The organism is Streptococcus sp. 2022WUSS083 (genome assembly GCF_044427155.1).
Lineage (GTDB): Bacteria > Bacillota > Bacilli > Lactobacillales > Streptococcaceae > Streptococcus > Streptococcus hashimotonensis.
On sequence record NZ_JAOTGK010000002.1, the window covers coordinates 378,342 to 403,236 of the forward strand.

General features: G+C 41.7%; 19 protein-coding genes and 1 pseudogene. 19 read left to right on the forward strand and 1 reads right to left on the reverse strand.

Annotated features, from left to right (window positions below):
* Positions 1 to 106: 106 nt before the first annotated feature.
* Positions 107 to 277: a pentapeptide repeat-containing protein gene (locus tag ODU41_RS03815; protein WP_398578679.1), complete on the reverse strand. Its 171-nt coding sequence runs from the start codon at positions 275 to 277 to the stop codon at positions 107 to 109.
* Between the two features lie 688 nt (positions 278 to 965).
* On the opposite strand from ODU41_RS03815, the pseudogene ODU41_RS03820 reads away from it, so the two are divergent.
* The 19 genes and pseudogenes from ODU41_RS03820 to ODU41_RS03910 form a co-directional block, all read left to right on the forward strand.
* A pseudogene (locus ODU41_RS03820) lies at positions 966 to 2,129 on the forward strand (SspB-related isopeptide-forming adhesin); the annotation flags it as partial.
* Positions 2,130 to 2,200: 71 nt separating this feature from the next.
* On the forward strand, positions 2,201 to 2,428 hold the full coding sequence (locus ODU41_RS03825) for a hypothetical protein (protein WP_398578670.1): 228 nt from the start codon (positions 2,201 to 2,203) through the stop codon (positions 2,426 to 2,428).
* Positions 2,429 to 2,437: 9 nt separating this feature from the next.
* A complete protein-coding gene (locus tag ODU41_RS03830) occupies positions 2,438 to 3,187 on the forward strand; it encodes a hypothetical protein (protein ID WP_105120659.1) in 750 nt (249 codons plus the stop codon).
* Between the two features lie 44 nt (positions 3,188 to 3,231).
* Positions 3,232 to 3,603, forward strand: coding sequence for a hypothetical protein (locus ODU41_RS03835; protein WP_044680315.1), 372 nt, complete (start codon positions 3,232 to 3,234; stop codon positions 3,601 to 3,603).
* 90 nt (positions 3,604 to 3,693) lie between these two features.
* The gene (locus ODU41_RS03840; RefSeq protein ID WP_044680314.1) at positions 3,694 to 4,074 is read left to right on the forward strand and encodes a PrgI family mobile element protein; all 381 of its coding nucleotides are present in this window, start codon (positions 3,694 to 3,696) and stop codon (positions 4,072 to 4,074) included.
* Complete coding sequence (locus ODU41_RS03845; RefSeq protein ID WP_192872329.1) at positions 4,037 to 6,382, forward strand: VirB4-like conjugal transfer ATPase, CD1110 family; 2,346 nt, start codon at positions 4,037 to 4,039, stop codon at positions 6,380 to 6,382. The genes ODU41_RS03840 and ODU41_RS03845 overlap by 38 nt, the downstream gene beginning before the upstream one ends.
* An 11-nt stretch (positions 6,383 to 6,393) precedes the next feature.
* Complete coding sequence (locus ODU41_RS03850) at positions 6,394 to 9,207, forward strand: phage tail tip lysozyme (RefSeq protein WP_238138887.1); 2,814 nt, start codon at positions 6,394 to 6,396, stop codon at positions 9,205 to 9,207.
* Positions 9,208 to 9,220: 13 nt separating this feature from the next.
* Complete coding sequence (locus ODU41_RS03855) at positions 9,221 to 9,838, forward strand: hypothetical protein (protein ID WP_398578671.1); 618 nt, start codon at positions 9,221 to 9,223, stop codon at positions 9,836 to 9,838.
* 2 nt (positions 9,839 to 9,840) lie between these two features.
* A complete protein-coding gene (locus tag ODU41_RS03860) occupies positions 9,841 to 10,116 on the forward strand; it encodes a hypothetical protein (protein WP_105120657.1) in 276 nt (91 codons plus the stop codon).
* Positions 10,116 to 10,997, forward strand: coding sequence for a hypothetical protein (locus ODU41_RS03865; protein WP_105120656.1), 882 nt, complete (start codon positions 10,116 to 10,118; stop codon positions 10,995 to 10,997). The genes ODU41_RS03860 and ODU41_RS03865 overlap by 1 nt, the downstream gene beginning before the upstream one ends.
* Positions 10,998 to 11,047: 50 nt before the next feature.
* Entirely contained in the window at positions 11,048 to 11,587 is a 540-nt protein-coding gene (locus tag ODU41_RS03870; RefSeq protein WP_105120655.1) for a DUF3801 domain-containing protein, read from the forward strand.
* Entirely contained in the window at positions 11,584 to 13,539 is a 1,956-nt protein-coding gene (locus tag ODU41_RS03875) for a VirD4-like conjugal transfer protein, CD1115 family (RefSeq protein WP_105120654.1), read from the forward strand. The genes ODU41_RS03870 and ODU41_RS03875 overlap by 4 nt, the downstream gene beginning before the upstream one ends.
* An 8-nt stretch (positions 13,540 to 13,547) precedes the next feature.
* Positions 13,548 to 19,580 carry a PBECR4 domain-containing protein gene (locus ODU41_RS03880; protein ID WP_398578672.1) on the forward strand — a complete coding sequence of 2,011 codons (6,033 nt, stop codon included), beginning with the start codon at positions 13,548 to 13,550 and terminating at the stop codon, positions 19,578 to 19,580.
* A 45-nt stretch (positions 19,581 to 19,625) separates the two neighbouring features.
* Positions 19,626 to 19,919, forward strand: coding sequence for a hypothetical protein (locus tag ODU41_RS03885; protein WP_398578673.1), 294 nt, complete (start codon positions 19,626 to 19,628; stop codon positions 19,917 to 19,919).
* A 216-nt stretch (positions 19,920 to 20,135) separates the two neighbouring features.
* Entirely contained in the window at positions 20,136 to 20,504 is a 369-nt protein-coding gene (locus ODU41_RS03890; RefSeq protein WP_105120704.1) for a plasmid mobilization protein, read from the forward strand.
* Positions 20,505 to 22,139 (forward strand): relaxase/mobilization nuclease domain-containing protein, encoded by a 1,635-nt coding sequence (locus ODU41_RS03895; protein ID WP_398578674.1) that lies wholly within the window; start codon positions 20,505 to 20,507, stop codon positions 22,137 to 22,139. It abuts the gene before it with no gap.
* Between the two features lie 85 nt (positions 22,140 to 22,224).
* Positions 22,225 to 23,016, forward strand: a complete 792-nt coding sequence (locus tag ODU41_RS03900; RefSeq protein WP_105120703.1) for a ParA family protein — start codon at positions 22,225 to 22,227, stop codon at positions 23,014 to 23,016.
* Positions 23,017 to 23,059: 43 nt separating this feature from the next.
* The gene (locus tag ODU41_RS03905) at positions 23,060 to 23,266 is read left to right on the forward strand and encodes a hypothetical protein (RefSeq protein ID WP_313926557.1); all 207 of its coding nucleotides are present in this window, start codon (positions 23,060 to 23,062) and stop codon (positions 23,264 to 23,266) included.
* A gap of 106 nt (positions 23,267 to 23,372) precedes the next feature.
* Positions 23,373 to 24,716, forward strand: coding sequence for an ISLre2 family transposase (locus ODU41_RS03910; RefSeq protein WP_398578680.1), 1,344 nt, complete (start codon positions 23,373 to 23,375; stop codon positions 24,714 to 24,716).
* The last annotated feature ends 179 nt before the right edge of the window (positions 24,717 to 24,895 follow it).

Here is a 24,895-nt window from a genome sequence, read left to right on the forward strand (position 1 = left end):
AAATTACACCAGAACAAGACAAAGAAGTGCCTGCTACACCACCAATTCCAAATTATGTTACTCCAAATCTCAGGACATTTACTCCTGAAGTGTTTGTTCCAGAAAGTTACACTCCGGACCCATTTGTCCCAGAAGTCTTCACTCCAGAGACCTTTACCCCAGAAACATTCACTCCAGAAACGTTTACTCCGGAAAATTTCATTCCAGAGACCTTTACTCCAGAAACGTTTACTCCTGAAAACTTTGTTCCGGAGATATTTACTCCAGAAACGTTCACTCCAGAGACCTTTACTCCAGAAGACTACACACCAGCTCCGTTTGTCCCAGAAGTCTTCACCCCAGAGACATTCACTCCTGAAACGTTTGACCCAATCACCCCAGTTGTGATTCCATATGTTTCAGTCCCTGAGAAGAAAGTCTTTGAAGCAAGTATCCACCCTGTACTTGTGAAGCAAACTCCAGCAAACAGCAAGGATGTTATCAATGAAGACGGTGTCAGCGTTGACGGGAAGCTAGTGCCTAAAGGTGCGACGGAAAAATGGACATTGACCAATGCAAACCTGAAAGCAGGCCGTCAAGAAGTAACAGCTTATGTGATGAATGATCCATTCCCTGCAGGATTTGAAATTGATCGTGCAGCTACTGCAGCTGAGAATACAGCCTGGACTGTAAGCTATGATGAAAACGGTAAAGCAACATTGACAGCTACAGATGCAACCTTGAATTTGCTTAATGCAAACCGCAATCAAGATGTTGTAGTGCCAGTTGCTTACTTCGTTGGTCGCCCTATCAATGACGGAGGGACTTACAAAAATACCTTTACTACAGTCATTACAACACCTACAGGTGAGTACAAGGTAGTATCAAATACGCCAGTTATTTACACACCAGGTTCTGAAGACCCTCGTAACCCTGGTGGTGAAAATCCAACTCCATACGACAACTTGATTGAACCTAAGAAAGATGTTGTAGATGAAAATGGAAACTCAATTGACGGACAATCTATCCTTCCGAATACTAATCTCAACTATGTGGCAGAACAAGATCTTGATCAATACAAAGGGATTGTAGCTTCTCAAAATGCGATTGGTAAAGGCTTCTTCTATGTAGATGATTACTTGGATGCAGCAATTGACGGTAGCTCATTGGTTGTTAACTCAATCAAAGCAGCTAACGGTGACGATGTTCGAGCAATGCTTGATATGATCCATGTGCTTTCGGCAGATACTTTGGATGAAAAGCTACAGGCACTGATTAAAGAATCTGGCATCTCTCCTGTTGGTGAGTTCTACTTGTGGGTAGCTAAAGATCCTCAAGCCTTCTTCAAAGCCTATGTTGAGCAAGGTTTGGATATTACCTATAATCTTTCTTTCAAAGTGAAACAAGATTTTGTTGGTACAGTCACTAACCAAACCTACCAAATTGACTTCGGTAATGGTTACTATGGCAACATCGTGACCAATGAATTGCCACAACTTGTAGTCCACAAAGATGTGTTGGACAAGGATGGTAAGTCTATTGACGGTGGTACTGTTAAGATTGGTGATCTTGTGACATATAAGCTAGAAGGTTGGGTGATTCCAGCAGGTCGTGGTTACGACATCAAGGAATATCGATTTGTAGATCTTCTCCAAGCTAGTCATGATGAGTACCAAACTTATGAAATCAAAGCAAAAATTGATTTTACATTGGCTGACGGAACAGTTATCAAGGCTGGTGATGATCTCAAGCGTTACACAGAAACTGTCTACAATGTGGAGACTGGTAAGTTCGAGACTCGCTTCCGTGAGGACTTCTTGAACCAGATTCCACGTACAAGTGCATTTGGTGCGGACGGTTACATTACGGTTAAACGTATTGCAGCAGGAGAAGTAGTCAATGAGTACACTCTCTATGTCAATGGCAACCCTGTAGTATCTAACAAGGTAATTACAGAGACTCCAGAGCCACCAAAACCAGAGACTCCAACCCCAACACCACAGACTCCAGCACCAGTACCTGCAGGACCAAGCCTGCCAAATACAGGTACAAATGCAAGTCAAGCTTTGTCAATTGCTGGCATTGGAGGACTCATGTTGTCAGTATTAGCACAATTTGGATTGGTTAAGCGTAAAGCGAAAGAAGACTAATCTTTATTCTATCGACCTGGGCCAAGTCAGGAAACTGGCCTTTTATTTTTTAGAAACAAAGGAGAACAATCATGGATTTAGTAACAATGGTAATTGGTTCATTGGGTGCAATTGGAACGGCACGTGGACTTTGGGGAGTATGGCAAGGCTGGGAAGACTATGCCGTAGGAAAGAAGACTGACAATGTGCAACAACAGGAACGTGGTCAGTCAGGTATGCTTTACGGTGGTATGATGGCTGCAGGAGCGGCTACTATTTCAGCTGCAATCGTCGCTGCAATGAATGCACTTACTTTCTAGGAGGACATCGTGGATGTTAGCGAACTGACAAAAAGCTTATCAAGCTATAATGAGACTGTTAATGGGACAGCGGAGGCTATAGCAGCCTCCCTACGTCCCTTGGCGGTTATAATATTAGGTATCTGTTACCTAATAGAGATAGACTCCTGGTGGAGGACCTTCAAACAGGAGGGAGGCAATCTGACAAGTGAAATGTGGTTTGAAGTAGCCTATAAGTACCTGATCTCACTATTGTTGATTTCCATGTCTAGCCAGATTTTTGATGCAATGGTGGCAGTAGTGAATATAGCATTGAATTTAATTGATGCTGTAGTGCCAGGGAATATTGAAGAATATAATTTGGATTTAGGGACTATCAAAGGGTGGTTCTTAAAAAATGTAGTTAATTTTATTGGTGGACTTGTTCAAGGAACAGCAAGTCTATCAACTAAGCTATTAACTATGATGAGGTTTTTCCAAATGTATCTGCTTAAGGCATTTGCCCCACTATTAGTAGCCTTTTTCCTACCAGATTCTACTAGATCGATAGCACTAAATATTCTGAAACACTTTGGGGCAGCGGCTTTTCAAGCTATAATACTTTTTGTAGTTTTGAGGCTATATCCTACTTTGGTAACTTCTGATATATTGTCAATCAATACATCTGGAACACTTGCAAACTGGGGGACAGCTTTTGTTTCCATTGCAAAAGGAATAATATTCATCTTTATGTTATTTGGTAGTCAGAAGTTGGCTAAAAGCTTGATAGGAGCTATGTAAGCATGGTATAATAATGTTATAGGATTGGGCAGAGGAGAGAGACTATGGAACAAACAAAAACAAGGAAGACTTCGGCAGGATCAGTGATTGGCCTAGTCTTGAACAAGTCACTAGATGTTATCATAAATATTGTGACGATTATGTTTTCTGTCGTGGTTGGCGTTCCAGCCTTTATTTTCCTCTGGATTTCCAAGTGGGCTAGTACGATAATCTGGTTATCTATTCTCTACTATGGTGGGGGCTATGTCTACTTGAGCAATTCTGAGCTTGGGAAGACAACTCAAAACTATAATTCGCTCTTGATAACAGAACAAAATATCTTAATACTTGTTATTGTTTCTATTGTCCTCTCTTTCCTCTTCACCCTGCTCTCTCTGAGAAGCAAGCGAGAGGAAGAGGAAGATGGGGATGAGTAGTTTATAAATACAAACATACTTACAATTATAAATATAATTATAAACACGTTACAAAAGTAGCGTGTTTTTTCATTTAAGAAAGGAGAACGTATGAGTAAATTAGGGTCTGAATTCCTGAAGGAGTTTGACCAGTTTGAACGGCCAATCATGTTTGGTCGAACTAAGAGACAGTTGATTTTTTATATGGGAGTTGTTCTCGCTGTACTTGTTAGCGGTCTGCTTTATTATTTCAAGTTTCCTCTGTTTATTGTGTATCTGTTACTGGCAGTTATTACAGTCCCTATCTTCATCTATGGAGCAGGAAAAGATGAGGAGATGAGAGAGCGGTGGCGTTTTCGGTATACCATACAGGAGAGGGCTTATATGACAGATTTTCCTCCAGGGGAGCAACGATTGACAAAGAAAGATTTTATGAGACAACAGAAAGGAGTTAATGAATTTGAAACTGACCAAGGCAGAGAAACAACGTAAACGTCGCTTGCAGCGACAGATGAAAGCCAGTACGCAAAACTCAATATTCTTCACCAGCCTGCACGAAAATGGGCTGATGCACCTGGCCAAGAATGACTGGTCACGGACCTATCGTCTTGGTGACGTGGCTTATACCTCGGCCAACAAAGAGGATAAGGTAGAGGTGATTGATACCTATGCAGAAGCTCTTAACAGCTTAGATGCTGGCAATAATTTTCAGTTGCTTGTACTAAACAAGCGTATTGAGACAAATGCACTTGAGGGAGTCCTCTATAAGCCCAAAGGGGATGCAGAGGACCTTTATCGTGAAGAATACAATCAAATTATTACAGAGCGATTTTCAGCTGATTCTCGCAACTTTAAGGTGGAAAAGTACATCACCTTATCCACTCAAGCCTATGACTCTCTTCAGGCAGATATTCAACTGCACGAGATCGGTGGTAGTGTCCGTGATCAATTTGCGGAACTCAATATTGATTTGGACGATATGACAGGGCTGGATAGGCTAAAAATCTTGAATTGGATGCTACGGGGGCAGCTTTACTTTCCATATAGTTACAAAGATATTGCTCTATCGGGCCTACGTGCAAAAGACTTTATCTCCCCTAGTCGTATCCACTTCCTAGAAGATCGGATGAAAATAGATGACTTTCATGCCAGTGTACTTTATGTCCGACAATATCCTACCTGGTTGACAGATCGGATGATAAAGACCTTAACGGATATAGGGATTGAGCTTGCAATCACAGTCCATGCCAATCCTTATGACCCAGGGCAATTCACTCAGAAGCTCCTGACAGCCCAGTCACAAGTTAAGGTGGAAATGATTAAAAACCAACGAGAAGGAGCTCAAGCAGGAATCCTTGATCCTGAATTGGCAGTATCAGGAGTGGCCAAGGAAACCAACGAAACCACCAAACGTTGGAAGGAAGAGACCATGGAAAATGATCAGAAGGCATTTTCTGGGGTTATCGCAGTCTATATCATGGCAGATAGCCAGGAAGAGTTGAAGAACAACGAGGACAAGGTTAAGGCTGCTGGTCGTAAGCTAGGAGTCGTATTTGATCATTGTTACTATTACCAGGAACAAGGTCTGAATACAGTCTTGCCGCTAGGCTATGCTTACTTAGATGTCAAACAGGACTTTATGCGACCTTTCACGACGGCCAATGTGGCCACACAAATTCCGTTTACCAATGTCGACCTGCAATCAAAGAGCAAACGTGCTCTTTACTATGGCCAAAATCAGCTATCTCATAACGTGATTACTCTGGACCGCAAGGAGCTGAATGCTCCGAATGGTGTGATTATTGGCTCGTCTGGATCGGGAAAAGGTACTACAGCTAAAACAACAGAGGTTATCCCTACGATCCTCGAAAGACCGGAGGATAAAATTATCATTGCCGATCCGGAAGGAGAGTACACAAAGATTGCTGAAGCCTTTGGAGGAACGGTCATTGATATTACAACTAGGTCTAAGACTCATATCAACCTTTTGGAGCTACCAGATACAGATGAGCAACTCTTTGATGATGACGATGCGGAAATCGATGTGATTGCAGATAAGAGCAACCTTCTGATGAGTCTCTTTGAATCCGTCTTGAAAGAAGTAACAGATGATCATGTCACCATTATTGACCGTGTTACTTCAGAAGTCTATCGCCGATTTGAGAAACCAACCCTTAAAGATTGGCAAACAATCCTTGAGGAACAGCCAGAAGAGGCTGCACGTGACCTTGCTACTAAGGCGGAGATTTATACCAGGGGAAGTCTGGATCTTTTTGCATATCCCACCAACGTAGATCTTTCCAATAGGCTAGTTGTCTTTAACCTAAAGGGACTGAGTAAAAAACTAAAACCCTTTGCTCTGTTGGTTCTACAGGACTACATTTGGCAACAGGTTGTCTCTGCTCAAGGTAAGCAGACAATTTGGCTTTATTGGGATGAGCTTCATTTGACCTTCAGAAATCCTACAGATGCCACTTTCTTTACGGAGGTTTGGGCCCGTATCCGTAAATACGGGGGTATTCCAACAGGGATCACACAAAACATTGGTACCATTGTGCGATATGAAGAAGGTAGAAACCTTCTGTCCAACTGTGAGTTCATGATTTTGCTGAAGCATAAGCCGCAGGATTTGGAGAAACTGAAGCAAGTGTTGGATGTTCCTGAAGCCCTGGAAAAATATATCACACGGCCAAAACAAAAGGGCTCGGGCTTAATCGTAGCAGGTAGCACCATTGTCCCCTTTGAAAATCCAATCCCTAAAGATACTAAGCTCTTTGACTTGGCACAAACAGATGCCTAAAGGAGTGACCTATGAATCAACGATTCGAAAAGTGGACAATTAGTCGTAACCATGAGCAACCAGTTAAAACAATTCGTTATCTGAAGCTGGAAACTCAACATGAGTTGAAACCTAAAATGAGGGTTGCACCTTCTCGAACTCAGTCTCACCATATTACAAAAACACAAAGTGTTGGGAAAATAAATAAGGTGAAGACCTGGGTTAAAGAACGGACAGAGTACCAAGAGGTTGTTCAGGAACGCACTCAAGAACAGCTTGCCTCTACGACACAAGCAAAGCCTCAACGTGCAGTCAGAACTAGCCGTTACCAGAAGCAGGTTGCTAAGGGAGAGTATAAGCTAGCTCAAAAGAACTATAGGTTGGCTAAGTCCTCCAAGGATTTGCAACTCCTACAGGCTTCCAAAGAACGCTTACAGGCTGCTCGTATTGACTATGTTGTAGCCAAAAAAGTCCACAAAGGCACTATAAAGCGTTCTGGTGGAGGAAAATTAACCAAACTAGGCCGATCAAGTTACCAATCAGGTAGAAAAGGTGCGGAGTCTGTTTTCTCTGAAGACGAAACTCTAGGAGATATTGCAGCTAGCAGGCAACAGATGAGGCAAATCCATGCTAGTGTGGATCAAGGAAAGAAAATGGCTAGGTACTCACAGAAGGTGGTCGTTGATGCAGGAAAGAACGCATACGGAGTAGCCAATCGTACATACAATCTTGCACGTGGCCAAGGTTTTACTAGAACCCCAGTCGCAAATCGTTGGGAAACTAGGCTGAAGCAAGCAACAGAACGCATGAAGCGTCGCTTGACACGTGGGCAAATGAAGAAGGCTAAAAAGGCCAGCCAGAGCTCAGTAACGGCGTTAAAAAAGGTTATAAAGACTGTGACCAATCTAGTGACGAATCCGCTACGTGCTCAGACCTATTTTATTGGCTTTGGATTGATCCTGGTTATCTCGCTTTTCTCTGCAGGAGCTTCTACCACAGTCCAACAGGATGAATTTGACCTCAACGATTCCTGGTTGCACTTGTCCAAACGAGATAGAGAAAAGTCTTCAGAAAAGGTTGATTATTGGACTAATATAGATGACATTATTTTCTATATGAATTTTAGATACGGCAGCGAGTGGTCGCCTGGCAGTTCCTGGGATGAAGGCTTTGGAGGGAAAATTACAGGCTTTCTAGGATTTAATAAATATAGTGATGCCCTCAATGATATTTGGAATCACCTTAATGATGACACTGCGAACTTGCAACAAGTAGCGGATGTGGTTGGAGCAGACTCAGATCTTGAATGGGCCAAGTTAAGTGATGAGGAATGGAAAGCATACCAGGAACAAATTGAACTGACAGATGAGGTTGGACGGTATCCAAGTTACTTAGAGCTTGAAAATCCCTTTTATTCTGAAGATGAGGAATTAGCTTCAGAGTCTCTCTTGGTCCTTAAACGTTTTGGTTATGAGACAAGCGATACCATCTATCAGAAATCACAACTAAAGGCAAATACAGGGCAGCGATTGCTGGCACCACTAGCAGGTACTGTCACAGTGACAGGTGATGATCTGGAGATTGCTACAGCAGATGCTCGCTTCACCTTTGAAGATGTTGCAGGCATTCGCTATCAGACTGGTGACGAAGTTGCCCCTGGTGATGAAGTTGGCTCGGTGTCAACTGCGGGCTTTCAGGAGATCTCTTATCAGAAGCTGCAAAGAGCAGATAGTGAAAAGGAAGCAGATACCTGGACCTATGTTAATCCAGGTTTCTATTTTGCTTCAGTAAAATACAATCAGACAACCAGTGTCTTGTCGGACTTAGAGTTAAGTGGAGACATGGCAACTCGTGTCCGTCAGGCATACGAGTATATCAAGAAATATGAGCCTAAGGCCACGTTAAAAGGGGCTGCCGCTATGTTTGGTAATTTTTGGACAGAGTCCATGCTTACGGCCAAACGAGCCGAGGGAGACTACCTCAATCCTCCAATTGGGGCAAGTGATAGCTCATGGGATGATCCTAGCTGGCTATCGATGAACGGACCTACGATATACCAGGGGCGTTACCCAAATATTCTTAGAAGAGGACTGGGATTGGGACAGTGGACGGATACGGGAGATGGAGCAATTCGACACAGCCTCTTACTAGCTTATGCACAAAGCAAAGGTAAGAAGTGGTACGACTTAGAGCTACAGATTGATTTTATCTTCAATGGAGATAGTCCCTATTATCGTGAAACGGCCAGACAGATCCTTACCAGTGAGGATGATCTAGACAGTCTTACACAGCGGTTTTTAATTGAATGGGAAGGTAACTCTGGAGATAAACTTCTGGAGCGTCAGAATAATGCTAAGCAAATTTTAGCCTTCTTGAGTACCCCAGCAGGAGGAACAGGGATTGCTGCGGCTTCCTGGGACTTCCCAGAAGCCTATCGTAGCCGAGTACCTAATCCCCCCTCGACAGCCTCGCTAACTACTCAACAAGGTAGTGGTTATCCTGTCGGGCAATGTACCTGGTATGCCTACAACCGTTTGGTCGAACTAGGCAGCATCACGGATTTGTCGGGTGCCTATGGCTATCTTGGAGATGGCCAAAATTGGGTACAGTCGCTTGTTGCTAAAGGTTGGAAAAGAAGTGCAGTACCCGTTGTCGGTGCTGTTGTATCAACAGCTGGAGGCTTTGACGGGACACCCGCAGCATACGGCCACGTTGCAATTGTCGAGGCTGTAAATCCTGACGGAACTTTCTTGGTCTCAGAATGTAATATCAGGGGAGTCCAGGACAAAGTGCATTTTAGTGTGAAATCGCCTGCAGCTTTTTATAGCTTTGCGGTTCCAAGATAGAAAGGAAGTAGATATGACAGATGAAGTTAAAATTGAAAGACTCAAGAAGTTAGGGATAGCCTTCGGGGCTGTCCTATGCCTCTTGATAGGATATGGCTTTGGAGCTAGAGGGAGTTCAGGGGAGAAAGCTGCAGAGTCAACTCAACAACAGGAAACAAAGAAAACGGTAGTAGAAGAAGCCTTAACTCAGGACTACGTGGAAGACTTTCTGATAGCTTATTACACCAAGAAGGACCTGGAGGAAAACAGGAATCGCTACAAAGTCTATATGACGAACTCCATGTACCAGAGAGAGCTATCTTTGGAAGCAGCCCCAGTCCAACAGACCTATAAGGGATTTGTGGTTGACTTCAAGTTTAAGAAGGCTGAAATCTATATCGATGAAGCCAATAAGACGGTGCTAGCTAAGGTGAGTTATACCAATACCCTACTAGCTGAAAAAAATAGCTATGAGAAGGCACAGAAGGACGTGGCCAATCAAGCAACCTTAAGGCTGACCTACAGTACCGTAAATGGTAAATTACTGGTCAATCGAATTGAAAATATTTTATTGACAACAAATAGTACGCCGGATAATGACTATCCAGATTATGGTACCAGTCATACAGAAACTACAGAGGGAGGAGAATAATAATGGCTAAAAAATTAACAAGCCAAGATTTGAAAAATAAATGGCAAAAAGGTGAGGAAGACCTAGATAAACTAATGAAACAACGTGATGATCTTCAAGAAAAAATTGCGACTCAGCAGCAAAGAAACCAGGCTTTAAGAGCTGAATACGTGACTTCACTATTGACTGAAAATGATGCTTCTATTGAAGATTTGGAAGATCTACTGCTTCAAAGGATGACAACGGAAGTCCTTGAATCCTCACAAGAGCTAAATACAAGTGAGGCAGGTGGTTACTGATGTTTTTAGCGTTAAACCTAAAAAGTGGCGTTGAGGAGCGGTTTGAAACAAGGGATCAGCTCTTACATTACATCGATACTGAAAGTGCCAAGAGTCAGGAAGAAGAGGTAGAAGTGATCCTGGAGTTAAGTCATGTGAATGCGAATGGCGAGCTGGTAACTAAGACTCGCATACTCCTCCCAATCAAAGAGTCTGCAGATGCTTATCTGATCAATTTTGGTATCGAGCAGGATAAGAAAGGTTTTGTGTTTCCAGGGAGAAAAGCTGGAAGTAAGTCCCCTGGGGCTAAGGAGAAACAACCTGGGAAAAAAGAGCCTGCTACTTCTACCCCAACTTCAGAAGTTACAGAACTTCCTAAGAATGACTTAGCTACTGAGGCGATGTATTCCCCCAAAAACAAGCGAAAAGGTGCCTTTAGCAGCTTATTCCTGGCAGGCTTATCTGTCGCTTTAGTAGCTTCTATTGCCTATACTGGTTTTCAAGCCGTACAACTCAACCAACTTAGTGAGCAGGTTACCCTTCTTCAGAAGGAACAGGAACAGCTACGACTCTATCAGGAAGATGTGACCAAGGTAGACACCTTTAGCCGCTACTTCTTACCAACCTATTTCTCTGGAGAGAAGGAACGTCTGGCTGAATTTCTTACAGAGGAATTGTCACGGGAGGACTTTGACTTACCAGGACAAAGTCTTCAGTCAGTTATCCTGGAAGCAGCCACTGTAAAAGGTGGCATCTATACTATGCAATATGTGCTTGTTGTGAAACAGGCAGATGATAGCAAGAAAATGATACGCTTTACTTTTGCAGTCGTGGCAGACCAAGATAGTCTTTATGGTTATCGTGTCAGTCAAATTGATCCGGAGCAAAGTTATCCCAAATAATAGCAGCGAGTTAGAATACTTGCTGCTTTTTTGATAGTAAAGGAGGTTTTATGGACCAAGAGAAAGTTAGCTACCAAATCAAGGATGTAGCAAAGTTGACAGGTGATATACTGTTGAAAATTTTGATCGAGATGAGTGATCGAACTGCAGACTATATCAAAACTTTTGAATCTAATCGGCATTTCACAGGGGAAACCAAGTGGAATCGACTTATGGCCACGTCTTCGACCAAGGAAATCAAACAATTCCACACAAATGAATTAAACCTGGAGAGGCTGAAGGCCTATCTTACTGATAGAGGTATTGCCTTTGCCTTCAAAGAGGCAGCCAATGGCAAAATGGACTTTGTCTTTGAGGCGAAAAATAGGGCTGTCGTGGAGAAGGTATTTGAGGAGCTGATGAATGAGTTAACCAAGCCTGATACTGTTAAGGGCTTGAATAAGTTATTGCTGAAGACTCCTGAAAACATGAATCTCCAGGACAAGTTGGCTTATTATCGTAAACAAACTACTTTAGAGATTGCTGCACTGACCAAGACTCACTCAATCAAAGCACCAGTAAAAAACAAAGGAACGGTAGAAAAGTCATGACAAGCGGAGAGAAGAAAAAAGCTTTCAAGCCCTATCTCTTTCTGGGACTCGTATTTTTCATTCTGACTTACTGGATTGTAAAACTGTATGAAGTAGCTCCAGATACACGCAGTTTATCGGATCCATTGGCCCTTGGTCGACTTCGTTGGATGATGCAAAATCCATTGGCTCCTATCGATATAAGGCCAAATCTTCCAGCAATTTCATTTGGATTTTTAGGCTTTATGCTAGCAATGTTCCTCTATCTAAGGATTGATCGCCGTGATACGTTTCGCCCAGGAGAAGAACATGGCTCTGCGAGGTTTGCGACTGCTGAAGAACTGAGAAAGTTTCGGGATGAAATCCCTGATAATAACATGATTTTTTCTCAAAACGCCCAAATGGGACTGTATAATAAGCGGCTACCGTACACTGTGCAGTTAAACAAGAATACCTGCAATATTGGTACCCCTGGAGACTGGAAGACACGTGGATTGGTGAAGCCTAACATTATGCAGGCAGTAGGATCGTTTGTATTGACGGACCCAAAGGGATTGACTGTCTATGAAGTGGGCCACTTGCTAGAGAATGAGGGATATGAAATTAAGGTATTTGACTTGGTGAACCTTTCGAATTCTAATCAATTCAATGTTTTTCATTATATGACAGATGAAACAGATATTGATCGTGTCACAGAATCCCTTATTTTAGGCACAACAAAAAGTGAAAATCGAGGAGAGGATTTCTGGGTGCAGGCGGAGACTCTATTGATACGAGCATTGATTGGCTTTTTATACTTTGACGGTAAGGTCTTAGGTGAATATGAGCCCAATATTGCAATGGTGGCCGATATGTTAAGGGAATTAAAGAGAGAAAATCCTGATGTGCCAAGTCCTGTAGAAAAGATGTTTGAAGCTTTGGAGGCCAAGTTACCGAACAACTACGCTGGCAAACAGTTTAAGCTTTTTATGGCTAACTTTGGCGGTCAGACTTTGATGAGTGTCTTGGCCGTAACCTCTGCTCGATTTGCGGTATTTGATCACGATGCAGTTCGTCAAATGGTTGCTGTAGATAATATGCAGATTGAAACCTGGCACACGACTAAGACAGCAGTGTTTATTGCTATTCCTGAAACGGATAAATCTTATAACTTCATAGCTAATCTCATGTTTGTGACAATGTTTAGGGTGTTACCTAAGGTAGCAGATGAGATTCTGCAGGGGCGGCATCCAAGATATACGGTCAAGGATCTCTTGCATATACGCTACCACCTGGACGAGTTTGCTCAGCTAGGTAAACTCGCAAACTTTGTGGAGACACAGGCCTCTGCTCGTTCACGAGAGGAGTCTCTCAATATCTACCTTCAGGCCCTTAACCAGCTCAAGTCTCTTTATAAAGATGACTGGCGGACTATTCTCAACAACTGTGGGGCGATTGTCTATCTAGGTACGAACGATGAAGACACCATGAAGTATTTTTCCACTAGGGCTGGGAAACAGACTTTACAGGTGAGGAACAGCTCTAAGACCTACTCGCATCAAGGTTCGTCTAGCGAGAGCATTCAAACAATCCAACGTGACTTGATGACTCCGGACGAAGTGGCCAGAATTGGAATTGAAGAAGCCTTGGTCTGCATTGCAAAGCAAAATGTATTTTTGGATAAGAAGTTTAATCTGTTGTCGCATCCAAGGGCGGATCAATTAGCCGATAGTCCCGAGGATGAAAATTGGTACAGGTACAGACGATATATGTCTGATATTGACGAATGGGAGTCCAATGTCGACAAAAGCACAGTTATGGTTAGCAGCGGTCAGAAGCTAGAACAACAGACACTCATTTGGCAAGAGGCACTTGATACAGCTGCTGCAGAGCAGGAGTATGTTCAAGAGGAAGTGGGGCCTGAAGCCAATGACCAGGATTATTTCCAAGGGTTATTGGATCAATTAGATAAGGAAGAAACATTTTATAGATAGGAGGGTATATGGCACGATTTACAAAAGAAGATGCTAAGGCGATGTCCATTCTTGATGTTGCTCGATCACTCGGTATGGAACTGGAGCAAAATTCTAATCAAGAATGGTATTGGGTTGAGCATGATTCGCTCAAAATCAACACACGCAAAAATCGCTTTGATTGGTATTCACGGGATATTCATGGGGATGTGATCAACCTAGTTGAAACAATCAAGGAGGTTGACTACAAACAAGCTATGCATTATCTCCGTACAGGTGCATTTCCACAAGCGAAAATGAATCAACCTGTCAAAGAACCGTTTAACTATGTTTTAGGACGATTTGAGCAGCCTTTCATCGAGGCACGTGACTACTTAAAGGAAGTCAGAGGACTATCTGATGATACAATCAATTTCTTTGGCCAAGCAGGTGTCTTGGCACAAGCAAACAAAAAGGCTCCAGATGATTACTTGGAACCTGTCGTTGTATTCAAAAGCTTTGATAAAGATAAGCAGGTTATAGGGGCAAGTCTCCAAGGGATAGTACCGAATAAGGAGCGTTATGAAGGAAAAGGCTATCTAAAACAGATAGCCTATAACTCGGACGGTTTAAGTGGCATGAGCGTTGATATAGGCACGCCTAGACGACTAGTTTTTGCGGAGGCTCCTATTGACCTTATGAGCTACTACGAGGCAAATAAGGGCAATCTGAGCGATGTGAGGCTGGTTGCTATGGATGGACTGAAAGCAGGTACGGTTTCACGTTATACCCTGGAACTCCTAGCCGAGCTCCAGGGTAAAGCAGACTACAAGCCAGACTTGAGCAAAGTCGGTGAAGCCCTAGAGAAGCTAACCAAGGTCACTACTTTCTTTCAGGATGGAAAGAATAGTGATCTGATTACTCTGGCCGTCGATAATGATAAGGCAGGCACTGACTTTATCGAACAGCTGCAAGCTAAAGGCATACCAGTCCAACCTGACCTCCCTCCTCTTCCTGAAGGAGCTACCAAAATGGACTGGAATGACTACTTGAAAAGCCAGAAAGCAGGCATGGTATTAGAGGACAATCTTCCACGTGACAACAGTCGTTTGGCTCAAGCAGAAAGAAAGCTAGAGCGGTTAAGTGGCGAGTTGGTTGAGAAAGCAGATAAAGTATATGCTCATACAAGACAAGCCAATGGACAACCCATGAATGACAAGCGTGGTGGGTCATCCTTTTTCCGTAAGCAAGATCAACTGGAGGGAGCGATATTTACCAAGCTCGATGAGATTAAGAAACAAGAGGAGCGAGTTGAGAAACTACGCTACCAACGGGACTTAAAAGAACGAGGATTCAATAAACAAGGCAGTGGTTTGGTAATGAGTGTTGATAATATACCTCGTATTAAAGATGCTATTGAAGCGTTTGAGAAGGGTGAGCCTGGTTTCACAAGAGCTACCATCAACCGTTATCGCAAGGAGCTTGTCAAGCTGGAAGCAATGAAGGAGCGACTAGAAGATATAAGAATTAGTCCAGGGGCCCAGCATCTCATCGATGAGGGGCTAGTTACTCAATGGCAAAAGCAACCGACTCTCTATTTTGTCAAAGGATTGCGTAAAGTAGCGTTTGAGTTAGCAGAGAATGGTGAGTTTCAGCTAACCCAAAAGTATCTTGCGAGAGATGCTGAGGCGGTTGAGAGAGTAACTGAACTCCTGGACCAACAAACTACAATAAACAATGAAAAGGAGCAAAATATGGCGATAGAACACGAGTCGGAAACTATGGCCCAAGCAACAGAACCCAGGTTTGAACTGGAGGCCTCAGAATTGGGAAGACCTGAGCAACCAATCACGAACTTTGATGAATTGCAAATGTGGATGCTCCAGCAATTCAACTCAGTTTTTGTTGGAGAAGGATATTTCAAAACCTATTTACAGGTCTATTCATTGGACGAGAATGGGCAGGAGGTCGCTTCGCAAATCCGCTTCGATGTAGGCCATGGCCAAAGTGATTTCAACCCGAGACGAGAGCATATACGTGATTATCTGGTCGAACATGGGTATATCCAAATTGACAATTCTTCTTTGAGTATGACTGAAATTGAAAAAGAGCAATCAACTTCTCCACGTATTCAAGAATTACTTGGACAAGTGGAGGATCTGGGGCAGACGGCTTATTTCTGGGTCACTGAAGAGGATCTGGGGCAATCTAAAGAAATAGTTGCTCAGCTTGATAATTGGTTTTCGTCGGGGAAAGTAGACTCGACTTACAAGAGTGACATATTTGAGCTAGTCGCAGGTGATTATACCTATATGATTGAGTTTAGGGACGGGAGTATCTCGCTTCAGAATATGGAAGACTATTCTCAATACATCTCCAATCGGATTGAAGAGTTTGGGATTGATACTGTGATTCCAGAATTGGAATCTGTTATACAAGACTTTAACCAGATGAAAGCTTCAATAACCGCTGGGATGAATAAAGAGTTAGATACTTTGAGTGCCACACTTGAAAGAGTTGGTGAGCTATTGGACCAACAAACTACAATAAACAATGAAAAGGAGCAAGATATGGAATTAGCACATGAGTCGGAAACTCCTACACTAAAAGCACTGTACTCGTCAGAAATATTTTCTGATAAACCACAGGTGGTTGAATATTTAAAGGAATGGTCAGCGGATGCGACAGAGGTGAGTCAAATAATGGAGTCCCTTTCTAAGTTGGATCCGAATAGAAGTGACTGGCTCACTCCAGTACAATACCATTTGGATGAAATGCGACGTGAGCAACAACGAAAAAACATTGAGCAAGACAAGCTAGAATACGGATCAGAATCGGCAGAGCTGTACCATTCGAGAGAGTTTCAGGATAAGCCCATTGTCGTACAGTGGCTAAAAGATAATAATGCTACGGAAAATGAATTACGAGAGTTGCTACCGCTTATCAGGGAATTGAATATAGAGGGTTGGTTGAATCCAGAATGGAAGACCTTAGTTCAGGAAAGATTGGTTGGACTAAGGTCTCCCTACATGGTTCGCTTCAATTGGTCTGAAAATCTTGGAGGCTCTCCAAATCCATTAAAAGATTTCTCGGAAGGTGATTTGATTCCCTATGCAGAGTTCATTTCTGTGCTATACAGGAGGAATGAGTATAGTTCAGATAGAGGCTACGAACGAACCAGTTTTGACATTATCTCTCCAGATGGAGAAGTGATCATTTCAGATTTTAGATATGATACTGGATCAGAAGTTCGTACCATAGCAGAGAAGCTAGAGGATTCAGAATTAGCAAAGATTGAAGAGGCAAATAAAGAGCCGTATAAGCTCTTGGCAGCAATTGACAAACATCTGGAAATTCCTGCTAATATCTCTCTTCCAGAGGTTGCTATCGATGCGATAAGCACACAATACGGTGAGAACAGCCCTGTTCTTCCTGAAGCGGAAGAGAAGATGCTGGATTGGCTTGAACAACGCTATCCACCAACTTCTGAATATTTCCTTGAATTACATCGAGGGTTTGGTGTTGCAGGTCTGAAATCAACACTTACCTATGATACCTGGGAGCAATATATAGCTGACTCACCTCTTCCTGAAACAGAACTCACAAAGGAGGTAGAACAACGTACAGAGCGACTTATTCAAGTACGGAATGAGATAAAAGAACGCCTTCAGTCAGAATTCGTCCCAGCCTTGCTTCAGGAAATACAAAAAGCCCCTGAGCAAGCTCAAGGGCAAGAAAAAAATGCCGAGGGTACAATCGGGGATTTTCCTGATAAACAGGGGGCAGCACCTCTACCTGAAGCGACAAAGTCGCAACCTTTGAATGACTTGTCACCAAATCAAACTCAGCCTCAGCCTTTACTTCATTTTAGCATAAATGAAGAGAGGAAGTCAATTAAAAAGAGGGGGTATCATCCTGCTTCAGATAGGGATCTGGTTAAATTAAATCGTTACTCAACATCTCTGAAAGAGGTAGCTCAGTGGTACCTAAGGGAATTGTCGGAGAGTACAATCCATTATATCTATAAGGATAACGAAGGCGTTAATAGCCTGCAAGTAACATTTGACAAGGATAAATTTATACATCTAACGGGAATTTTTCCTTATAAAGAGGGGTATTCAGCAGATAAACTACTGATAGACTTTGCAAATGGACAAGGTAGTTTCGACGACATCCTTCTGGCAAATAAGGGGGCGGCATTTGATAAATTGAAAGTGCTCCCCGAGTTACCAGCGATAATAGAGGCAAATTCGTTTTATTTTGACGATCTATCCGATGTTCCAAAACTACACTCCTTGGATATGGATAAAGCTATAAAATCAGGAGATGAGGATATTGTATTGGCCCTGCGTACTGTAGACGGAGAAACATTTCCTGCCAGCTTAATGAAGTTGCGTAGTGGTTTACGCAACCAACTAGATAACGCAGAAGAGAAAACAATCCTGGGCATCTATCGTGAACGCGACGGAGTGATTGAGCAACTATCAATCAATGATGAGTATGTCAAGGACGAGGGGAGAGAGTTCTTATCCATTCTTGAAAATCGTCAATTTGAACCAATCCATGATGTATCTACAATGTCACTTCAGGAACGCTTTACTTCGTTATTGGACGGAGTTCGTGAATTTGGGGCAGAGCATTTTCGAGGTAGAGAAGGGGAAGAATTCACAAAGTTCTTCCAGCTTTATGCACAGGCAAAAGAAAATATTGATCAAACTGTAAAGCTAGGACTAGGTGAAAAATTAGTCAATCTGGACTCCTCCTTCTACAAAGAATGGATAGATGATCGGCTACATGAGACCGCAGGAATTTCTTCTGTTGATGTGCTTAATGGACGAATTACGAGTACAGAGTATCAGCAACAAATTGAACGACTTTACCAAACTTATCTACAACAGGTAGCACCAAAAGTAGAGCAAACGGAAATCAGAATTGATTCAGATGCAGATGGTTTGACAGATAAGGAGGAAATAGGCAAAGGTCAAAATCCACTTGGAGACTCAGTGCCAGACCAGGCGATAATCGCCAATGATGAGTCTTCACGTGTTGCCTCTCAGAAAGAACCTGCTGAGGAGAGAACGGTTGCTCAAATGGTGGCTGAATTAGATACAAAAGCTCTGTCAATCCATTTGAAAGAAGGAGTGAAGAACTACTTAAATTCGGATCAGTACAAGAATTTTCTAACTGCTATGAGTAAGCTTCATCATTATTCACCAAGGAATTTGCAACTATTATTAGCACAAAATCCCGATGTTTCTGTAGTAGCTTCCTTCAAAAAATGGAAGGAAGACTACGGTCGAACTGTCAATAAGGGCGAGAAAAGTTTGCGTGTTTGGGCTCCGATTCAAGTGGTCAGAAAGGATAAGATTTCTGGTGAGCCGATGCTTGATGATAACGGTAAGGTTATAAAAGATACTGTCTTTAAGTTGGTGCCAGTCTTTGATATCTCCCAAACAAGTGGCAAAGAATTTCCTACACCTGTTAACGTACTTGAAGGCAAGCATGAGGACTATGCAAACCTGTACCGAGCTGCAAAACAGGTCGCAAGTGACAATGGAGTAACTATTTCAATTAGTGACACGCCTGGTACGAGTAGAGGGTATTATTCTCCAATGGAAAATAAAATTGTCCTGCAGAAAGGCATGAGTGAACAACAAACACTCAAGACTTTGTTCCACGAGATGGCTCACAGTGATCTCCATAATCTTGACGCCAAAGCGACTCAGGATTTTACCAGAAGCACCAAAGAATTACAAGCTGAATCGGTTGCTTATGTAGTCGCAAGTCATTACGGTTTTGATACAAGTGAGTACAGTTTTGGATACTTGGCAAATTGGACTGAAGATGCTGCAACACTAAGTGATTTGGAAGCCCAGCTTGCGATTATTCAAAAAGAAGCCAACAGCTTGATACAGCGTTTGGATCATTCTTTAGAAAAGGTAGTGTCAAAGACACTCTCTGCAGATAAGTTTACTGAACGATTGAGTCAGTTTAAGGATGAAACAAAAACTTTACAATCAGGGCTTGATAAAGAGCCAAAAAAGAATCAGCCGTCACTCAATCTGGACCAACAGATGAAGTGATGGCCTTAACTCAAAGATTATTTAGACAACGAAAGGAAAGCAATAATGACACCGACAATTGAAACGATATTACTAACTACATTCTTCCACGTAGAACCAGCAGGAAAACTTACAATCAATGAAAGCTTTGCTACTTTGAATAGAAGAGCCGCACTTCATTCTCTAAAGGAAGACTACCAAGAATTGAAGGAAAATGAACTTGATATTGCAAGAGATTATCAAGAAACCCTTGACTATATCGAAGGGCTAGATGATATTGCATATGAACAATTACGCACGGAAATACTGTCAAGTGGACAGGTTAATGTGGAACTTTTGGCTACAGCCAAAAGTGACTGACTAGGGGTTTGGGGTCTTCCCCAAAATTAGAAAAGGATAGGCAAAAAAGGTTGCAGAGGTCACACTCTGAAACCTGCCTATCGTTTTATATTTCGCAACTGGATATCCAGTTGCTTTGCTTGCCGTACGGAAGGGAGGGGTGGGTGCAGGTGCAGAAACTGGCATTCTTGCCCTGGTTATCGAGTGAGCCAGATGGATAATGAAGGGGGAATAAAAATGGACTATGAAGACAAACGAAAAAGAAAAATTCAGAAGTTGATACGTGTAGATGAGTCAGAGCTAGCACTAATTAAAAAGCGAATGGCTTCGATAGGTTTGAAGAATTTTAATACCTACGCACGGTATATGATGACTGCTGGAAGTATCACAACGATTGACTATAGTGAACTCAATCAGCTACGACTTGAGATTAACCGAATTGGTGTGAATATAAACCAGATAGCCAAATACATTAACACATCTGAAGAAATAACTGCAGAGGATCTACGAGAACTTTTAGACAGTCTTGCGGAGATAAAGAGTCTTGTCACTAGTCACATAGATACAGAGTTAGAGAGAGGAATGGAGGCTGTTAGGAAAGATTAAATGGTATATACAAAGCACAAACGCATACAGTCGGAACGTAGTCTAAAAAATGGAATCAAGTATATCATAAACGATAGTAAAACTACTTTAGATTATCATGTAGACAATGATCCACCGTATCCAACACAGCTAACTCCAGATGGAGAAATTGTTACACAATTGGTGTCTGGTCATATGGTGATGGACTTGGCTGGTGCAGGTAGTGAGTTCCTCCAGGTGAAACAAATGGCCAACCTTCAAAAGGGGCGGCCACGTGATTATCACCTGCAAAAAGAAGACATGGTTCTGGCACATCACCTTATACAATCCTTCTCACCTGACGATGCCTTGACCCCAGAAGAAATACACGAACTGGGGCGACAAACGGTTTTGGAATTGACAGGAGGCAACCATGCGTTTGTCATTGCGACACATATTGACCAAGATCACATTCATAATCATATCTACTTTAACTCAACGAATGAAGTGACCCTCAATCAGTTTCGTTGGCAAAAAGGCACTAAGAGAAATTTTGAAAAAATTTCTGATCGATTAGCAGATATTGCTGGAGCAAAAGTCATTGATCGTCAAACTAAATTTTTCAACCATACTCAATATCAAGCCTACCAAAAGCAGAATGTTTTTAAGAATGAGATTAAGTCAAGACTAGAGTTTCTCCTCAAGCACTCCACCTCCTTAGAGGATTTCAAACTCAAAGCACAACAACTAGATCTAGCTGTTGACTTTTCTGGGAAGTATGCCACCTACAGATTGTTGGACCAACCTCAAGAGAGGAATCGACGGGACGATAAACTCTCAAAAAAGGGGCGGTACTCACTAGAAAGTATTTCTAAGCGTGTTGGATTGAATCAAGTGGTTTATCCCTTGCAGCTTATTAAAGAAGCGTATGACAAGCAACAAGCAGAGAAAGAACAAGACTTTGAAATGAGACTTGTTATTGAACCTTGGCAAGTTGACCAGGTGACTAAGACAGGTATCTATGTCGAGGTAGATTATGGACTTAGAAACCAGGGGACAATAAAAATTCCTCATCGTTGTGTTGATCAGTTAGAAGATGGACGGTATGAATTATTTGTCAAACGGACGGACTTCTTTTACTTTATCAATCCTTATCAAGCAGATAAAAATAAATTTGTTAGAGGAGATACTTTACTGAAGCAACTGTCCTATCATAATGGAGAGTACATCCTCAATCGGAACTCAAATATCAGTAAGCTAGATCAACTCTTGAAAGAGTTTGATTACCTCTCAAAACATAACGTGACGGACAGCCAACAGTTCCATGAGTTAGGAAAATCCTACCTTGAGCAGCTAGACCAAGTAGAACAAGTCTTAGAAAAAATTGATCTCGCTATCGCTAAACATCACAAGGTCATTGCCAGTTTAGAAGCATACCAGTTGGAAGGAGGGACTAACCGCCTGTTGGCCAAGGAAAATTTAGAAGCTATGGGAGTGTCTCCACAATTATCACCTGATGTAGTCAAGAAGGAGATAACTGAGTTAACAGTTGAACGAAATGCTCTGAGAGATAAATTCGATCACTTAACCAAAGGATTGAAAGAGTACAAAGAAGTGAAGGACAACAGTTATATCAGAAGTAGCAAAAAGGAGAGGGGAGAAGAACGTGAAAAATAGTTTATAATTATATTTGCAAATATATTTACAAATATAATTATAAATGATATAATAGATTTATCAAATAGATTGGAGGACAATGAATATGAAAATTGTAAGTTTCGCAGCAATTAAAGGTGGTGTTGGAAAAACTACCTTGGCATTTAATTATGGAGAATACCTGGCAGCATCAGGCAAGAAGGTCCTCTTTATTGACCTAGACCACCAGTGTAACCTCTCGCAGATTTACAATGTCTATGATAATGAGAAGACAGTTGGGAATGTCTTTCTAGGTCGGGGAGAGGTTGCTATCCTTGAAGTAAAAAAGAACATCTCTCTGATTGCTGGCTCAATGAACTTGGATTGGATTGAAGCAAGCCTGGAACATAAAACCAACAAGGATATGTTGCTTTATATGTGGTTAGAAGATAACTATGAAAGTTATTCCCTTGGTCAATTTGATTATGTTATCATTGATTGCCGTCCAGACTTCTCAATTGCAACGAGAAATGCGATTGCCGTGAGTCACTCGGTGATTAGTCCGGTTATCCCAAGTGACTTTGGTTACCAAGCAAAATTCAACATCATGGATAGGGTTGAGGAATTTAGAAAAACTGCAATCAACTATCAAACAAGAGAAAGCTACATCACAGCCGAGCTACTCTTTGTAGCGAATATGATTAAACACAATACCAACTCCTCCCGTGAGCTATTGGAAAGAATAGAATCGGATGAAGATATGATTGGTATTGTGCCAGCCAAAGAGTTATTCAATCGATCAACTTTGGATAAAGTATCACTTGCAGAGATGAGAGCAGATGATCAGCTTTACCAAAAACACAAGAAGTTTTTCGATGAGCTAGACTTTACGTTTAGTCAGATTTCTGATAGAATATAAATATAATTGTAAATACAAATAGATTTATATTTAGGAGGCTTATATGGCATTTGAACCAAAAGCAAAAGAAATTCGCCAAGCATTAGCGAAACCAACAATTGAGGTCCCTAAAATGCAGGGGCATGAAACAAAGAAGCAGTACCAATTTATGTTGACCCCAACACATCGTGAGAAACTTAGACAAGCTTCCCAGGAGAGAGGCTACAGATCTGACTCTGCTTTACTGGCAGACTTGATTGAAAACCTATAAGTGCAAATATAAACATAATTGTATTTATGGATATGTTTATAAGGTTATAACCCTTTCCTTTTGGAGAGGGCTTTTTATTTTGCTCAAAAACGAATAAAATAGTATGATGAACAATTTTGTAATTGATGAGAGAGAATTATTGGCAGAATTTCGAGAGAATACCCAGGAGCAGTTTCTGAAGTATATTAAGCAGTACGAGGCTTATATTGCTCCAATCATGAGAGCTAACGGCTATCGACGAATTAACCAAACAGAACGAACCGTCCTGTTTACGTTCGGAGAAATAACCTTTTCCAGAAGCCGTTGGACCAATGGTGTACGCACAAGAATTCCAATCGATGAGAAATTAGGGCTTAGAAAGCATACCCGATTTTCGAGAGAGTTGCTTTATTATGTTTCAAAGTTGTCAACTATGTTATCCTATCGACAAGTAGGAATAGTGATTGAAACCTGCCTTGGATTCCACGTGACTAAAGACACTGTACTTAAGGCTATCAAGGAAGCAGGAGAATTGCTCAAACAAAGAGGAGAACGTCATATAAATAAGCCAAGTAACGAACTTCAAAAGATAAAGAGTAAGTTCATCTATGTTGAGGGGGACGGGGTTATGGTTAAATGCACAGAAAAGGCAGACGAGCGTAGGAATCGGGAATTATCCCATTTTGTAGTCCATACAGGTCGAAAGCAGATTAGTCCCAACAGGTATATGCTCGAAAATAAAAAAGAGATTGTCCATATCAATTACAATCAAGCTAAGGATGACTTGTTGGACTATCTCTATAATCATTTTGAAATAACACCAGAAACTATTCTAATTACAAACTCGGATAATGGTAAAGGCTATACAAGACGCATCTTCCTTGAGATAGCCAAGGCTCTTGGAATAAAAAGGCATGAACACTTTTGGGATGCTTACCATGTGGACGAGAAAATTAGGACTATTCTTAAAAATTATCCTGAAGAATTGACGGATAGGCTACTGGCTGCCAAATACTCTCATAACAAGTCAGATGCAGAAGTTGTATTTGATACGTGTGAAGCTATGGCTGAGAATGAGGAGGAAGTGGCTAAACTTCTGCATTTTAAGTATAAGTTTTTGAAGAGATTTAGTCAGACTAAGTCTGCTGCATTAAGAGGACTACCAACACATTCTTTAGGTATTATGGAATCACAGCATAGGAAACTAACCTACCGGATGAAGAAGAGGGGGATGTACTGGTCAGAAAACGGAGCTTGTACTATGGCTCGAATGATACTACTAGATCGACTAGAGGATTTACGTGACTTATTTTTTGGAGAGTGGCAGAACTATAGTTACGGTAGAGGTATGTCGGGTGGAGAGGTAAAAAAAATACTGCCTAATGAAACAGATCATAGTTTATTAAAAATTTTTAAGCAACCGAAAAAAGGTCAACTACGAGGGTTTATGAAGTTAAACCGAACACGCTAAAAGTAGAGCATTTTTAGTGTTTTTTGGCATATTCTCGATTGCATTATCATTAATAATGTGCTATAATGATTGTATCAAAAATCAAAAAAAGGTGTAGGAACGGGAATTCCTACACCACCGATTAAGACAAGTGGGCCTTGCTTAATCAGCCATAGCTTATTGTAGCATAAAGAAAACAA